Here is a 15,224-nt window from a genome sequence, read left to right as displayed (position 1 = left end):
AATGCCACCAATCATCAACTACGAGAACAAGACTGTCGTCGTCACCGGCGCGGCAACTGGCGTGGGCGCCGCGCTCGTCGACAGACTGCGAGCCGCGAACGCCGGGCAGATAATCGCCCTCGACATCAAGCCATGCAACGGGCCGGTAGACCAGTTCATTCTCACCGACCTATCCGATCCATTCGCGATCGACGACGCTATTCATCGACTTCCCGACAGCATCGATGTCCTGTTCAACAACGCCGGTGTCGCGGCAACACTGCCCCTGCGGATTGTCATGGGCGTCAACGTCCTCGCACCGCGCCGACTCATCGCAGGCCTTCACCAGCGGATGCCTCCGGGCAGCGCCATCGTCAACACCGCGTCGACCGCCGGCGGCGGATTCATGGAGCGACTGCCGCAGATACTCGAATTGCTTGCCATCGACGACTGGCACCAGGCGCTGGACTGGGTCGACGCACACCCCGGGCTGACCCAAAACGCCTACGGGTTCTCCAAAGAGTGCGCACAGGTCCTCACCCTGCTGCAGGCTACGCCACTTGCCAAGCACGGCATCCGCATCAACAGTGTATGCCCGGGGATTATCGACACCCCACTGGTCGCCGACTTCCAAATCACCATGGGCACACCAATTATCGACTGGATGGTCAGCCAAAGCGGCGGACGAAGAGCCGCGCCAGCCGAAGTCGCTGACGCTTTGGCTTTTTTGGGCTCCGACGCCGCCAGCTACGTCAACGGAACCAACTTGCTCATCGACAACGGTTTCTCAGCGGCCGTCACCACCAACCAGATCGACTACTCGAGCATGCCAGCTGTCGACGCGCTGACCAACGCACCGGCCTAACCACCGTGCGGGCATCGATAGCGCCTTGGCCACCGAGTTGGTAATCCTTCATGTCCGTTAATATCAGTACCCCAACGTATTCGACGCCAGCCTGCCGGTGCTTTCGTACGAGTTCGAGGAAAAACCCGCTGACGTGTACCCGCGAATCCAGGCGGCGCAGCGGCAGGCTCCCATCGCTCTCGGGCCCTACGGACCCGAGTTCTGTCGTATGAGCTCGCGCGAACAGTTCTCCGGGACACACGGTTTCAGATTCCGCCTGGCTTGAGTCTCATGCTGCAGGGAATTACCTCGGGTCCGCTGTGGGACAAGATCGCCAACAGCCTGTTGTGCTTGGAGGGCGATGCGCACCGCCGCCTCCGCAGCCTGGTATCCAGAGCATTCACTCCGCGTGCAAGCGAGCGTCTGTACGAGACGATCGTGTGACGTTGTCGAGAGGCAGCGAAGATGACAAGACACGCCGCGCTACGTTGACAGAACTTCGGCGTGTCGCGGAAGCCTGTTAATCTTCGCTGCAAAAGCGCAGGTGAACGCTTTCTGGAATCAGATCAGCCGTGGCCGTCTGCCGCCATTCGGCTCACAGCCCGGAGAGCGTCGTGGCTCGATTGTCGGTGAGCTCTTGTTGACTGTTTCACCGACCAGCGCATGCGCTGGCCAACGCTCAGGTCGACCATGCGCGCGAGAGGATGCAAGACGTGACTGGAGGCAATCAGTCCGCTTTCGGGTATCGGTACCAGTATCTAGTCACGATCGAGCGATTTCTCCGGTACACACTCGGGACTGCCCCGCGACCGTCTCGGCCAAATAGGTGCGATCGCTCTTCATGTCGAGCCGACGACGCTGGCACGCGAGGGCGTCGCGCGGGATGAGGACATCATCGACTTCGCGATCGAGTTCGACAGCGCAATTGCAGAGCGAGTCCAGGTTAAGGGATCGAGTAATCCCGAGGCGAACAAGCCTTTTCACGGCGAAGCAGACGACGTTTTCGGACGCCTAGCCGGCGAGACTGCCGCACACTCGGTGCTTCTGACGAATCGCTCCTTGGGGCCGGGCCTTCAAGGTAAGTGCTCGCAAGCCCTAGATGCTGACGCTGTCGAACAATGGCATTACATCGGCCACGAGTACGACGATGCCGTCACCGACACAGAAGCTACGATCATCGTCGACAAGCGCTCGATTGAAGCAGTCACCGAGTCCCTTGACCTAACCTCTCAGGTCAGAACAGCTAGATCGCAGATCTTAAGTCGAGGGTAAGTCTCCCTGCCAGTCCTCGACTACCCGATCGATAACACATCGCCGGGCGCCTCCAACGCGATGCGCTGCATGAGCTCGGCGATACCAGCATCGGGCCGACACGCGAACGGCACGTCGACGAACATCGAATCCACACTGGGGCCGTAAAGACCGACTTGCTCGAATAGCACCTGACGCTTCACGCTCGTAACGGTGCGCTACATATTTACACCTGTCGTCGAGGTTGCGCAGGTGCTACTCGTCGCTCCCGCCACCATCCTTGGTGTTTGCCGCGCAGACCGCAGGCAGAATGAGCGTGTCGATGACCTGCCGGGCGAAGTTCGCGTCGACCCTCTGACCGTTGATGACCCGCATCAGCCCCAGCCCCGTCAAGGTGTCGGCGATGAGGGACCAGTCCCGGTCGGGTCCGACTTCGCCGCGGGCCGCGGCCTGTTGGAGGATGGCCGTCACCACGCGCCTGCCCTTCGGCAGCATCAGGTCGTCGAGGGCTGAGGCGAGTTGCTGATCGTGCACCGCCTCCATCGCCACTCGCAGCACCAGATCGTTGGAGATCAAGTCGTCGTCGGTACGCGCGACACGTTCAACCAACGCGTCGAAATCGCCGGTAAGGCTGCCGGTGTCCGGGACATCGTCCTCGACGAGGTCGGGCCGCCAGTACACAAGCGCATCGGTCATCAACGCGGCCTTCGACGACCAGCGGCGGTATATCGCGGCTTTACCGACACCGGCTCGCGCCGCGATGTCGTTCATATTGGTGTCGTTGTACCCGTTCTCGGCCAATGCGGCCAGCGCGGCGTTGAGGATCGCGGGATCGCGCGATCGATCGAGCCGGCCTTGGGTACGTTGGCGCAGTTTCGATTCGGCGTCTGCCTGACATCCCGATCCACCGACCAACACTCCATCACCACCCTGCCTGACCAGTCCGCGACACTGACGCGGTCGTTGCCATGGGCGCGGTGTTGTCGTCGGCCGGCGGTGGTTCGGACCCGCTGCGGCCACGCCTGGTGATCTCAAAGGTGTTGAGCGGCCACCAGAACCAGCGGCCCAGCGCCGCAGCGATCGATGGCGTCATGAACGCCCGCACGATCAACGTGTCGACAACCAGGCCGATACCGATGGTCATGCCGAGCTGACCGACCACGCGCAGGTCGCTGACGATCATCGCCATCATGGTGAAGGCGAACACCAAGCCGGCTGCGGTGACCACGCGTCCGGTGGCCCCGATGCCTCGGATGATGCCCGTGTTGAGCCCGGCGTGTATCTCTTCTTTGAAGCGCGAGACCACCAGGAGATTGTAATCCGAACCCACTGCCAGCAGGATCACCATCGACAACGGGATCACGATCCACTGCACGCCCAGGCCCAGGATGTCCTGCCAGAGCAGCACCGACAAACCACACGCGGTACCCAAGGATGCGGCCACGGTCCCGACGATCACGAGGGCAGCCACCACGCTGCGGGTGATCAACAACATGATCGCGAAAATCAGGATCATCGCTGCGATGATCGTAATCGCGAGGTCGGTGACGACGCCGTCCTGCATATCGGCATACAGCGATGCGGTGCCGGCGAGTGAGACCTTCGCATTACTCAGCGGGGTGCCCTTGAGGGCGTCTGCGACCACACCTTTGAGGCCCCGAACATGTTCGATACCCTGCACCGAGGCGGGGTCGCCCTGATGGGTGATGATCATACGGACCGCCTTGCCATCGGGCGACATGAACATCTTCATCCCACGTTTGAAGTCAGGATTGTCGAACACATCCGGTGGCAGGTAGAACAAATCGTCATTCTTGGCCTGATCGAAGTACAGACCTATCTCCGTCGCGCCTTTGGCCAGCTCCTGTTGCTGGGCCTGGGTGCCGGCCTGGGTGCTGTGGGTCGCGATCATGAAGTCACGCATTTTTGTCATCGAGTCGATGGTTTTCTGCAGAACTGGCAACATCTGCGGCAACAAATGATCCAAACGGTCCAAATCGCTAGTGAGACCTTGGATTTGGTCGGCAAGTGCGTCGATCCCATCCAGTGTGTCGAAGATTGACCGCAGTGAAAAGCAGATCGGGATGTCGTAGCAGTGCTTTTCCCAGTAGAAGTAGCTGCGCAGCGGGCGGAAGAAATCCTCGAAATCGGCGACGTTCTGGCGCAATTGATTGGTGATGTCCGCCATCTCGTGGGTCCTGCCAACCATGCTGTGCGTGACTTCGGTCATCTCTCTCGTGATGGCGTACATGCGTTGCATGTTGGCGATCGTCCTGCTCAGCTCATCGGCCTGTTCGAGCATCTGCGCCGAGCTGTCATTGTTGAACTTTGCGGCCTGCAGAGTGCCGGCGTTCTGTGCGCCCAGCAGGAATGGGATAGAGCTGTGCTCGATCGGTGCGCCCAGCGGGCGGGTGATGGTCTGGACCCGATCGATGCCCCGCATGCGAAAGACGTTCTTGGCGACCTTTTCGATCACGAGCATGTCCGCGGGGGTGCGCAGGTCATGATCGGCCTCGAGCATCAACAGTTCGGGGTTCATGCGGGCCTGGGAGAAATGGCGATCGGCGACGCCCATGGCCTGGTTGGCGGGCATATCGGCGGGGGTGAACTTCTGGTCGTTGTACTGGGGCACGTACGTCATCAGGGCGACGAAGCCCACGATGGCGATCACGCAGGTCACCAAGACGATCGGAATGGGCCAGCGGACCACGGAGGTACCGACCTTGCGCCAACCCGGCGAGGAGACCACGTTGTGCTTGGGATCGAGCCGACCGAACTTCGACGCCACCGTCAGGACCGCGGGCGCCAGCGTCAGGGCTGCGGCGATGATCACCCCAACCGCGATCGCGCAGGGCAGGCCCATGGTCTGGAAGTAGGGCAGCGTGGTCATGGTCAGGCACAAGCAGGCACCGACGATGGTCAATCCGGAACCCAGGATGACGTGCGATACACCGCTATAGGCGACATAGAACGCGTCTTCGGAATCGAGGCCTTTCGACCTTTCCTCGTGATATCGCCCGAGTAGGAAAATCACATAGTCTGTTCCTGCGGCCAAGGACAGCATGGTCACCATGCTCACCGCGTACGGGGTCAAGCCGATGACGTTCAAGTTGCCTGCCGTGGCCGTAATACCCTGTGCGGCAAATAGTTCCAGACCGATGATGCCCATGGACACGAGCATCGTCACGGCGGAGCGGTAGATGACGAGCAACATTGCGATGATAACGCAGACCGACACCACCTCCATGGTCGCCATGCTTTGATGCCCGGCCACGCTGGTGTCGGCGTTGAGCACGGTATTGCCGGCGACATGGGCCTTGATACCCGGCGGTGCGGGTACCGAGGCGACGATGTCACGCACCGCTGCCACCGACTCGTGGCTGGGTGTCGTGCCCTGGGGGCCATTGAGGAAGATCTGCACGTAGGCGGCCTTGCCGTCTACGCTCTGCGAGCCCGCCGCGGTCAGCGGATCACTCCAGAAGTCCTGGACGTTCTGCACATGCTTGTGATCCGCGTTCAGTTTGGCGACGATCTTGTCGTAGAACTTGTGCGCGGCATCACCGAGCTTGTCGTGGCCCTCCAGCACGACCATTGCCGTGGAATCCGAATCGTACTGCTGAAACACCTTACCGATGTGCAGCATCGCCTGATACGACTCCGAATTGGTGGGGCTGATCGGCACTGAACGCGTTGCCGCGACAGCATCGAGCGACGGGGTCAGGATGCCCAGACCCACCGCCACCAGAACCCAGAACACGATGATCGGTAACGAGAAGATCCGAACCATCCGACCGATGAACGGACGATGGGCCTTGGTGTGCGCGTTGCTCATTCGCTCGCTCCTCGCTCCTCGTGCCTCGGAGCGCATCGTCGGCTCGCGTTGCTCATACGGATTTCACCAAGCAGTAGATGAACGGTTTGATGGTGTCGGCGCTCGCCCGGTCGTCGCGCACCTTGCCGTCGACGGTCACTTGACACCGAAGGTCGTGGGTGTTGCGATCGCCCTGGGCCAGGATGTTGGCCGACATCGACGGCAGCGTCGTCACGATCGTGAACGACCAAGGCAGCGGGGTGTTTTCGATGAGATGGGGTTGGCCGTTCTCGTCGAGGTAGTTGAGGTTCGCAGTCCCGCCCGTCCCGGTGATCTCGTATCTGATGTGCTTCGGATTGAAGTTCGCGGTAATTCCGGAGCCCTCCGCCAAATTCGGGCCGTGATGGCCCGTGGACTCGCGAATGCGGGTAATCGCATACGCGCCAACTGCCACGACGACCACAAGCAGCAGCGGGATCCAGAACCGCTTCAACACTCGAAACACCGCGCGCGTTCCCCCAGCTCTCTCGTTTCGTTCAGACCAGACGCAGGACAATCGGGTTCAGGCGAGAAGATGGGCCGCCATCGCTATGGAACTCGAGTTCCGAATCTGCGACGGTCATTACCGTACCCCATTCCGCCAACCAGTCCTTCGCAAAATGCCGAACATCCGCTGCCACCTTGGCTTTTCGTCGCAGCGAATGGGTACACCCCGGACGGCGACAATCGCCGAAACGCCGCCCGGCACACCCCCAAGGCTTGGCCGGAACTCAAGTTCCGAGAGGGGGCTGTAGGAACTATACAGCACGGGCAGACGGTTTTCTCGCCAGAACCCTTAGTCCGGAGCCAGGCGTCAACGTCACACCCAATTCCCACGTTCGGACAATCACGTGCGAGCGGCGGTCTGGTCGTCACGTCGAATGCCGGGACAGTTTCTGAGTGAGTACGAGAAGGTTGACTCAGTAATAGGTACCGGGCGCGGCCGCTCCGCCTGGCGGTTGGTAGCCAGCGGCTGAGTTCCGCAGTTGCCATATCAGCTCAGGGCAAAGCAAATTGACCGCATACGAAACCAGGTAATTAGCCGCGAACTCGTCGTTGGGGGTGACGTCACTCTTGACGTCGCCCATGACGTGTCCATAGTCCTCGCCACGGCCGACCTTGTCGCAAATTCCGTGGCCGTAGCTGAGCGCGTCAGTGTTAGGGAATCCGTAATGCCGCCGCACCACCACGTCGTAGACGTACTCGACCTCGGGCGCCGGAGCGGCAGATGCCCGCGGTGATGACGTCAACAGGAGGCCGCCGACGACAACTGTGCCGACGGTCAAGGCGACCGGCGATTTCCAACTCTTCATGGCTGGCGGCTCGAATGAGTGGCCAGCGTTCCCGGAGTCGGCCGATGAAAGGCCGACGTGTTGACGACCGAGCTCCGCACGGCTATCGACATAGATCCAGACGTTAAACTATATAACGGATAAGATCCAGGCCCGCCACCATACAAGTCCAGTCAGAACCGACTGACTCACCTCAAGTTGACACACCGTGCTGACGCTGCAGATGTGACGCCCGAAGTGTGGGGCGAACAATCTTGCCGGCACTGTTCAACGGCAGCTCGGCGACCGAATACCAATACTGCGGAATTTTGAAGCCGGCGAGCTTGACACGGGCGAAAGACCTTAGCTCTTCGGGCGGTGGCGGGTGAGCCAAGTCCGTCGGAACTACGAACGCGGCCAGGGTTTCTCCGAGTCGCATCTCTGGCACGCCCACAACGCCGACCGCCGCAACCCCGGGATGGGCGCTGAGCACATTCTCGACTTCGAGCGGATAAATGTTCTCCCCACCACGAACCACCATGTCGTGTCGACGACCGCAAAGACGGAGATAACCGTCAGCATCCACCACACCCAAATCCCCGGTGTGCAACCATCCATCGGCGGAATGGGCGGAAAGATGCGCCGCAGCGGCGAACACTTCGCCGATTCCTGCCGGGTCCGGCTGGTCGATCTCCAGGCGAAGGCCGTCCACCGGCCGGCCGACGGTAGACAGAATGTCGGGATCCTTGACCGCGGCCAACCGGTGGTCCGCTGGGCCCAAGCTGGTGATCGGACTGCCCTCGGTTTGGCCGTAGAGGCTGACGATCGCGACGTCGGGCAACACGTCAAGAACGCGTCGCAACGTGTCGACGGTGATCGGCGAGGCACCGTAGATCAATGTCTTCAGCGGAACCGCGTCAAGAAGCCCCTTGCCGAGCAACATCTCGATCATGGTCGGAACGAGTAGGCAGTGGGTGGCACCGAGTTGCTTCAGGCTGTGCCACCAATCGAAAGAGAATCTGCTGGTACAGATTACTGCCGCCCCGGCCGTGAGGGCCACCAGGACGTTGCCCAATCCCCCGATGTGATGTAGCGGTGAGCCGGTCGCATAGCGGTCGTCGGGGCCAATCCCGATCAGGCGACGCAAAAGCGTAGCGCGAGCGTCGAGCACTGGATCGGTCAGCGGTACCCGCTTGGGGACTCCGGTAGTTCCCGCGGTGTGCAAGTAGATCGCCGTGGGGCCTGGTTCTGGCTGCAACGGACACCCCGACACCGGCAAGAAAGGTATCGTCATCGCCCGTATCCCAACGGCTTCAGCAACCTGCCGAGCCGTCCCGGCGAACGCGTTTTCGGCGAGAAGGACCGGCGAGCCGCTCCTACCCACCGTTTCGGCCAACTCCGCAACGGTCTGCCTCGGTCCGAGCGGAGCGAGCGGTCGGTTGACGGCGGCACCGCCGAACAGAAGTGCCAGCGCGTGCGAATTAGTGGTGAGCAACGCAGGAATCGGCTGACCTGACTGCGCGTCGAGGTCGACGAGCAGGTCCGCGGCCGCGACCGCCTTTCCGATCAGTTCGCGACCACTGACAGGGCCCACCTCACCTATGACAGCCGCGCGTTCACTACGTTCGTGGACTGCGCAAATCCGCTCTAGCCACGTCATGCGAGCGCTTGAACCGCACTGGGGTGAGTATCTATCAACGTCTCTCCTCACGGTTTTGCCAAAGCGATAAATAGTTTACTGTTTGGGTAAAATGACGCGAAGGAGGGCACGGCGACGTGCGGATCATGGTCACAGGCGGGAATAGTGGCGTCGGGAAGGCGACCGCCCATGCGATGGCCGCCGCCGGCCATGAAGTGATGATCGCTTGCCGGACCCCGGCGAAGGGGTACGAGGCCGCTTCGTCGATGCCCGGCGACGTCGAAGTGCGGGAACTGGATCTGGCCGACCTCACCAGCGTGCGCAAGTTCGCCGACACCGTGGATTACGTCGACGTGCTGGTCAACAACGCCGGCGTGCTGGGTTTGCCACTGACCCGCACGGCCGACGGCTTCGAGGCTCACATGGGCATCAACCATCTCGGCCATTTTGCGCTCACCTGCCTGCTCGGCGACCGGATCCGCGATCGGGTCGTCGCGGTCGCAAGCACCAACTACAACACCGCCCGCATGCACTTCGACGACCTCAACTACCACCACCGCCGCTACAACCCGTGGTCGGCCTACGGGGAATCAAAGCTGGCGAATTTGTTATTCGTGCGCGAATTGGTCGCCCGAGGCAAGACCGCCTACGCCTCCGACCCCGGCATGACGGACACCGGAATCACCCACAACGGTTCGGGCGTACTGCAGTGGGCCGGTCGAGTGCTCTCGCCCCACATCGCTCAAAGCCCCGCCGACGGGGCGCGCTCGACCATTCAGGCGATCACCACGACCCTGCCGAACGGCACCTACATCGCGCCGCGCGGCCTGATGCACCAGTGGGGCACACCGAAGCCCACCAAACTCAGAGACAAGGCGCGCGACGCGGACAGCGCGCGACGGTTGTGGAACATCTCTGCCGAGCTGACCGGTTGCGAGTGGCAGGATGGCCGTCCATGACCGTCGAGCGCCTGCTGCCGACAGCCGACGCACGCAAGCTCGTGCGGCTGGCCGCCGACGTCGCTGACAAGGTGCTCGATCCGATCGTCGACGAGCACGAAAAGAACGAGACCTATCCCGACGGCGTCTTCGCGACGCTGGGTGAGACGGGGCTATTGACATTGCCGCACCCGGAAGAATGGGGTGGCGGCGGACAACCCTACGAGGTATACCTTCAGGTTCTCGAGGAACTGGCAGCTCGATGGGCCGCAGTCGCTGTGGCTGTCAGTGTCCATGTGCTGTCCTGCCATCCGTTGATTGCGTTCGGCACCGACGAGCAACAACAGCAGTGGCTGCCGACCATGCTCGGTGGTAACACCATCGGTGCCTACAGCTTGTCCGAGCCGCAAGCCGGTTCCGATGCAGCCGCTCTGACCTGCAAGGCCACCGCGACCGACGGCGGTTACCGCGTCAACGGCGCCAAGGCCTGGATCACCCACGGCGGCATAGCTGATTTTTACAGCCTATTCGCTCGCACAGGCGAAGGCGGACGGGGTATTTCGTGCTTCCTGGTCGATAAGGGCACCGACGGCCTCACGTTCGGCAAACCCGAGGAGAAGATGGGTCTGCACGCCATCCCGACGACTACGGCACACTACGACAATGCGTTCATCTCCGAGCAACGTCGGATCGGCGCCGAGGGCCAAGGCCTCCAGATCGCCTTCAGTGCACTGGATTCGGGCCGTCTGGGCATCGCCGCGGTAGCCGTCGGACTGGCGCAGGCCGCGCTCGACGAAGCGGCTTCTTACGCCCAGCAGCGAACCACGTTCGGCCGCAAGATCATCGATCACCAAGGTCTGGCGTTCCTCTTGGCCGACATGGCCGCCGCGGTCGACTCCGCTCGCGCCACGTATCTGAATGCTGCGCGGCGCCGAGACGCGGGACTGCCGTACTCCCGCAACGCCTCCGTGGCGAAACTGATCGCCACCGACGCCGCGATGAAGGTCACCACCGACGCCGTCCAAGTCTTCGGCGGCTACGGATACACCAGGGACTACCGTGTCGAGCGCTACATGCGCGAAGCCAAGATCACCCAGATCTTCGAGGGCACGAACCAGATTCAGCGGCTGGTCATCGGTCGATCGTTGGTCGGATCATGACCTATCAACGCCCCCAATTGCGCTTGGCACCTAGTCCAACCGCGGAGTCGCGGCCGTTCTGGACGGGCGGGCGTAACGGCGAGCTGCTGATCAGCCGGTGCCACAATTGCGGCCACTTCTTCCACCCGCCCGGGCCGGCCTGCTGGCGCTGCAGAAGCACCCACGTTGCGCCGGAACCCGTTTCGGGGCGAGCCACCGTGGCGGCGTATACGGTCAACCGCCAGAATTGGATTCCCGGTTACGAACCGCCTTACATTGTGGCGATGGTAGAGCTTGCCGAGGAGCCCGATACCCGACTGATTTCCAACGTGGTCGACGTCTCCCCGGACGAGATCCACGTTGGGATGGCCGTCGAGGTTTTCTTCGAAGACTGGACCGCGCTCTCGGGCGAGGACGACAGTCGCGCGTGGTTACCGCTGTTTCGCCCCGTCAAGAATTGATCATTCCGCTGGGCCAGATACTGCTAATGTGACAGTCAACTGTCAAACCGTCGGTTAGGACGCGACATGACCAGCCAAGCCTTACCCGTCACCCTGCGGTCTCCCGAGGACCTGACTCCGGCCGTCCTGACCTCGCTGCTGCGTCGCCACCGGCCCGCGGTGACGGTCACCGATGTGCGGGTCCAGAGCACCTGGCAAGGGACCACCTCACACATCCACCTCGACGTGGACTACGCCGACGACGACACCGACTTGCCATCAAAGCTTTTCGTCAAGACACAACTTGGTACGGTGCACGATCTTCCTGCCGCGGTCGACGAGTCGCTATCGGAGGGCGGCGGCGGGACGGTTCTGCTGGATGACGAGACGACGTTCTATCGCAATCTTCGCGACGACCTCGACGTCGAGACCATGACGACCTACTTCGCTGAACATCTCGACGGCCCGTCACAGTTCATGGTGATCGGCGAAGACATCACGATGCGCGGAGCGCGGGTGCCCGACGCGGTGGCCGGTCTGCCCGTCGAGCAGGTCGACGAGCTGTTGGCGACGTTGAGCCGCGTGCACGCCCCGTTCTGGGCGAATCCGAGGCTCGATGCGAGCGGCGACCTGGCGTGGCTGCAGCATCCCGTCACCGGCGGGTTCGCAGAATTCCTGCGCACCAACGGTTTCGCGATCATCCGCGCGTTCGTCGACATTCCCTATAAGCGGGAGCTTCTCAACAAAACCGGTGCCGACATGGACGCCATGGAGGCGGCGTTCTGGACCCTGCAGGACCGGGTGGCTCACGAACCGATCACGCTGCTGCATGGGGATCCGCACCCACGCAACACGTACGTTCTACCGGACGGCCGCGTGGGGCTCCTGGACTGGCAGTTGGTGCGACGGGGTTCGTGGTCCCATGACGTCGGCTACGCGTTGATCGGCGCGCTGTCGCCTGCTTCGCGTCGCGAGCACGAGCGTGAACTCCTCGACAATTACCGCGGGCGACTGCTCGACGCCGGCGTCTCGTCGGTGCCAGACCGCGAACAGATGTGGAGCGCCTATCGGCAGAGCCCGGCGTGGGGGTTCTGCATGTGGGCAATCACGCCCGACCAGATGTATTCGGTCGAGGTCGTGCGCGCTGTGCTCGGCCGCTTCGCCGAGGCCTATGCGGATCTCGGCACCGGCAAGTTGTTGAGCTGAGGAACAGCACCAACTTCCTTGGTCGTCGGCCACGTCGACCGGTCACCGGTGCAGTGGCGCAAGACATTTGGCGCGCAATCCTCGAAGTTCGGCCCTATCGGTTGTTCCAGACGGTCTCCGGCCTGGCCTGCAGCAGGTGAACCTCGCCGTCGGCGTCCACGGCCCACTCAACATCCACGGCGTACCCGGCGTTCTGCTCGATTTGTAGGGCGAGGCGTGCGACCTTGAGCAGCGTGTCGTCATCGATGCTGGGTGCATCACCCTCGCCGGGGGCGAGATGGACAATTCTGACCGCCCCGTTTTCGTACCGATGAGCGCGAGTCTGGCGCGCAATCTTTCGCTTGCGCACGCACATGCGGGCCTTGTCGACCCAGGCGCTATCGGATTCCACGTCGCCATTGACCACGCCTTCACCCAGGCCTAGGGCCGACGCGACAAAGATCTGGCCACGGTCTCCCGTCACCGGCTCCAACGTCATCGTCACGCCCGCTGCGACTGCCGGCACCATTCGCTGAACAACGACCGCCATCGCCACGTCAACGGAAGCCACGTTGAACCGCCGGCGATACGCGATCGCCCGCGGTGTGTAAAGACTCGCCCAACAACGCACAACGGCCTCGAGCAGCGCGGGCGCACCCTCGATCCACAGATAGGTATCTTGCTGACCGGCAAACGACGCCTCGGCCGTGTCTTCGGCAATCGCGCTGGACCGCACCGCTACCGGCCCGCCACCCATCTGGGCGTAAGCCTCCACAACTTGGACAGCGAGGCTCTCCGGCAGGGTGACTTGGTCGAACAGCGTCATGGTTGCCGCCGACCGGTCCCGGTCGGTGCCCGTTGTCGCCAGTGATTCCGCGATGCGTGGCGCGACTCCTGCGGCGGCAACTGCCTCGCGGTAGGCGCTCACAGTGACGACAAACCCTGGCGGAACCGACAGACCTTGCTTGGTCAGCGCCCCGAGGCCGGTAGCCTTGCCACCGACCTCGTGACTCAGCTCCGGACTGCACCGATGCAGCGGAAGAACATGCGTCGCCATGTGTTCCGGCCGGTGCGCACCTTCTGCCGAACCCCGGCGGTCAACCGCGCCGACGGGCTTTTGATCAGTTGTCATCGCGGGCGCCTACTTGATCACGAATTCCGGTATGCGATAACCGGTGTCACCGAGGTCGACGATACGCATCTGCACCGGCTGCCCGATTCGCACGTCGGCTGGATCCGCGTCGATGACCGCGTTGATCCGCAAGCCCGGCTGCTCCACCAGTTCGACGAGCCCGACGACATACGGGGGCACCCGACCGGGAACGAGGGCCTGGCGCACGACGATGAAGCTGAAAATTGTGCCGTCCCCACTGACTTCCTCGAAGTGCACGGGGCCACCGGTGTACCGGCTGCGCTCCAACGGCGGATGGATCCATTTCCCAGTGTCGTCGCAGCGGCATAACATCAACGAACCGTTCTTCAGACCCTCCCAGTAGGGCGCCGAATCGGGGTCAGGCACCGGAATCGGTGCCGCCAACGCTGGACTCGTCATGGCTTCTCCCTGCTGTAGACGTTGGCGCCACCGAAGGGCCCTCCACCGGCAGTGACCAGCGCGAGCTGGGCATCGTCGACCTGACGCACGCCGGCAGCGTGGCGGAGTTGCAGTGCAGCCTCGTAATGATGGTTGAGGCCGTGAATGTAGCCCTCGGACAGCAGCCCTCCATGCGGGTTCACCACCACGTCACCGCCGTAGGTGGCGCGCCCGGTCGAGAAGAACTTGCCGACTTCGCCTTTCTCGCAGAAGCCGAAGCCCTCCATGGTGGCCATCACCGTGTAAGTGAAGCAGTCGTACATGCAGGCCAGATCCATGTCCGACGGACTCAGGCCTGTCTTTTCCCAGATCTTGGGACCCGCTGTGCCGGAGTACATCTCGGTTGGGTCGTCCCACTCGCTCCAACCGGCGCCGCCCTGCGAATTCGACGATCCGACCAGCCACATCGGGGGCTGCTTGGTATCGCGGGCGATGTCCTCGCCGACAATCAGCACCGCCACCGCACCGTCAACCTCGGATGTGCAATCCAGTACCCGGAACGGTTCGTTGATCCAGCGGGCGGCCAGATAGTCATCCATGGTCAGCGGTTCGCGTCGCAGCGCATGCTCATTGGGGCCCGCGTGGCTTCGTTGAGTGATCGCGATCTGACCGAGATCCTCACTGGTTGAGCCGAACTCGTGCTGGTGCCGACGGGCCCACATCGCGAACCACTGCGGCGGCACCATGAAACCGGAGGCCGTGTCGAACTGGTCGTGGTGCTGGACCCGCATGGGTCCCTCGATGTGACCGAACCGATAGCCGGAGCGTCCGTTAAGCGACCGATACACCAACACGGCCTTGCACATACCGGCCTCGATGACCGCGGCAGCAGTGGCGATTTGGTCAGCCACGAGATTGCCGCCACCATACATTGCGTTGGCCCAAGCTAATTCGTCGATGCCCAGCGCCCAGCCGACGTAGATCGGCTGTTCGGAGTCGTTGGCCATGAAAGTGCAGATACCATCGACATCGGCCGCCGTGAGTCCGGCATCGGCGATGGCGTCGCGGCAGGCAGCCACGGCCATGCCGCGGGTCGTGCGGCCGGAGTTGCGGGAATACTCGGTACGGCCGATCCCGACAACTGCACAAACCATATG

Annotated in this window: 14 protein-coding genes and 1 pseudogene; 6 read left to right on the top strand and 9 right to left on the bottom strand. The window is 62.5% G+C overall.

The genetic code is table 11. The features are described 5' to 3' along the window. The first annotated feature begins 1 nt into the window (after position 1). Positions 2-844: an SDR family oxidoreductase gene (locus MTY59_RS08950; protein WP_221045333.1), complete on the top strand. Its 843-nt coding sequence runs from the start codon at positions 2-4 to the stop codon at positions 842-844. 91 nt (positions 845-935) lie between these two features. After that, positions 936-1,261, top strand: a pseudogene (locus MTY59_RS08945) (cytochrome P450); the annotation flags it as partial. Positions 1,262-2,115: 854 nt separating this feature from the next. On the opposite strand, the gene MTY59_RS08940 reads toward MTY59_RS08945, so the two are convergent. The 6 genes from MTY59_RS08940 to MTY59_RS08915 all read right to left on the bottom strand — a co-directional run bounded on the left by MTY59_RS08940 (position 2,116) and on the right by MTY59_RS08915 (position 8,855). Continuing rightward, the gene (locus tag MTY59_RS08940; protein ID WP_221045332.1) at positions 2,116-2,277 is read right to left on the bottom strand and encodes a hypothetical protein; all 162 of its coding nucleotides are present in this window, start codon (positions 2,275-2,277) and stop codon (positions 2,116-2,118) included. A 52-nt stretch (positions 2,278-2,329) separates the two neighbouring features. Next, entirely contained in the window at positions 2,330-2,992 is a 663-nt protein-coding gene (locus MTY59_RS08935; protein WP_221045331.1) for a TetR/AcrR family transcriptional regulator, read from the bottom strand. A gap of 4 nt (positions 2,993-2,996) precedes the next feature. After that, positions 2,997-5,906, bottom strand: coding sequence for an MMPL/RND family transporter (locus MTY59_RS08930; protein ID WP_221045330.1), 2,910 nt, complete (start codon positions 5,904-5,906; stop codon positions 2,997-2,999). A 52-nt stretch (positions 5,907-5,958) separates the two neighbouring features. Further along, a complete protein-coding gene (locus MTY59_RS08925) occupies positions 5,959-6,381 on the bottom strand; it encodes an MmpS family transport accessory protein (protein ID WP_415822158.1) in 423 nt (140 codons plus the stop codon). Between the two features lie 463 nt (positions 6,382-6,844). Continuing rightward, on the bottom strand, positions 6,845-7,237 hold the full coding sequence (locus MTY59_RS08920) for a DUF732 domain-containing protein (RefSeq protein WP_221045328.1): 393 nt from the start codon (positions 7,235-7,237) through the stop codon (positions 6,845-6,847). A 172-nt stretch (positions 7,238-7,409) separates the two neighbouring features. Next, on the bottom strand, positions 7,410-8,855 hold the full coding sequence (locus MTY59_RS08915) for a class I adenylate-forming enzyme family protein (RefSeq protein WP_221046340.1): 1,446 nt from the start codon (positions 8,853-8,855) through the stop codon (positions 7,410-7,412). 116 nt (positions 8,856-8,971) lie between these two features. Between MTY59_RS08915 and MTY59_RS08910 the strand changes: the two genes are divergently transcribed. From MTY59_RS08910 to MTY59_RS08895, 4 genes are all read left to right on the top strand, one after another. After that, complete coding sequence (locus tag MTY59_RS08910) at positions 8,972-9,793, top strand: SDR family NAD(P)-dependent oxidoreductase (protein ID WP_221045327.1); 822 nt, start codon at positions 8,972-8,974, stop codon at positions 9,791-9,793. Continuing rightward, positions 9,790-10,932 carry an acyl-CoA dehydrogenase family protein gene (locus tag MTY59_RS08905; protein ID WP_221045326.1) on the top strand — a complete coding sequence of 381 codons (1,143 nt, stop codon included), beginning with the start codon at positions 9,790-9,792 and terminating at the stop codon, positions 10,930-10,932. Before MTY59_RS08910 ends, MTY59_RS08905 begins: the two co-directional genes overlap by 4 nt. Further along, the gene (locus MTY59_RS08900) at positions 10,929-11,372 is read left to right on the top strand and encodes a Zn-ribbon domain-containing OB-fold protein (protein WP_221045325.1); all 444 of its coding nucleotides are present in this window, start codon (positions 10,929-10,931) and stop codon (positions 11,370-11,372) included. The genes MTY59_RS08905 and MTY59_RS08900 overlap by 4 nt, the downstream gene beginning before the upstream one ends. A 66-nt stretch (positions 11,373-11,438) precedes the next feature. Next, positions 11,439-12,557 carry a phosphotransferase gene (locus MTY59_RS08895; protein ID WP_221045324.1) on the top strand — a complete coding sequence of 373 codons (1,119 nt, stop codon included), beginning with the start codon at positions 11,439-11,441 and terminating at the stop codon, positions 12,555-12,557. A gap of 94 nt (positions 12,558-12,651) precedes the next feature. On the opposite strand, the gene MTY59_RS08890 is transcribed toward MTY59_RS08895, so the two are convergent. From MTY59_RS08890 to MTY59_RS08880, 3 genes are all read right to left on the bottom strand, one after another. Beyond that, on the bottom strand, positions 12,652-13,593 hold the full coding sequence (locus MTY59_RS08890; protein WP_044488582.1) for a PEP/pyruvate-binding domain-containing protein: 942 nt from the start codon (positions 13,591-13,593) through the stop codon (positions 12,652-12,654). Between the two features lie 84 nt (positions 13,594-13,677). Beyond that, positions 13,678-14,088: a Zn-ribbon domain-containing OB-fold protein gene (locus tag MTY59_RS08885; protein ID WP_036473878.1), complete on the bottom strand. Its 411-nt coding sequence runs from the start codon at positions 14,086-14,088 to the stop codon at positions 13,678-13,680. After that, positions 14,085-15,221: a thiolase C-terminal domain-containing protein gene (locus MTY59_RS08880; protein ID WP_221045323.1), complete on the bottom strand. Its 1,137-nt coding sequence runs from the start codon at positions 15,219-15,221 to the stop codon at positions 14,085-14,087. Before MTY59_RS08880 ends, MTY59_RS08885 begins: the two co-directional genes overlap by 4 nt. Positions 15,222-15,224: the final 3 nt, after the last annotated feature.

This window comes from Mycobacterium senriense (assembly GCF_019668465.1).
GTDB classification, from domain to species: domain Bacteria; phylum Actinomycetota; class Actinomycetes; order Mycobacteriales; family Mycobacteriaceae; genus Mycobacterium; species Mycobacterium senriense.
The sequence above is the reverse complement of the archived record's forward strand: the minus strand, read 5'-3'. Positions and strand labels throughout refer to the sequence as shown.

Excerpts from the sequence above, each read along its gene's own strand:
- MTY59_RS08950 (WP_221045333.1), top strand. The coding sequence starts at position 2 with ATGCCACCAATCATCAACTACGAGAACAAGACTGTCGTCGTCACCGGC.
- MTY59_RS08930 (WP_221045330.1), bottom strand. The coding sequence starts at position 5,906 with ATGAGCAACGCGCACACCAAGGCCCATCGTCCGTTCATCGGTCGGATG.
- MTY59_RS08920 (WP_221045328.1), bottom strand. The coding sequence starts at position 7,237 with ATGAAGAGTTGGAAATCGCCGGTCGCCTTGACCGTCGGCACAGTTGTC.
- MTY59_RS08915 (WP_221046340.1), bottom strand. The coding sequence starts at position 8,855 with ATGACGTGGCTAGAGCGGATTTGCGCAGTCCACGAACGTAGTGAACGC.
- MTY59_RS08905 (WP_221045326.1), top strand. The coding sequence starts at position 9,790 with ATGACCGTCGAGCGCCTGCTGCCGACAGCCGACGCACGCAAGCTCGTG.
- MTY59_RS08900 (WP_221045325.1), top strand. The coding sequence starts at position 10,929 with ATGACCTATCAACGCCCCCAATTGCGCTTGGCACCTAGTCCAACCGCG.
- MTY59_RS08895 (WP_221045324.1), top strand. The coding sequence starts at position 11,439 with ATGACCAGCCAAGCCTTACCCGTCACCCTGCGGTCTCCCGAGGACCTG.
- MTY59_RS08890 (WP_044488582.1), bottom strand. The coding sequence starts at position 13,593 with ATGGCGACGCATGTTCTTCCGCTGCATCGGTGCAGTCCGGAGCTGAGT.
- MTY59_RS08885 (WP_036473878.1), bottom strand. The coding sequence starts at position 14,088 with ATGACGAGTCCAGCGTTGGCGGCACCGATTCCGGTGCCTGACCCCGAT.
- MTY59_RS08880 (WP_221045323.1), bottom strand. The coding sequence starts at position 15,221 with ATGGTTTGTGCAGTTGTCGGGATCGGCCGTACCGAGTATTCCCGCAAC.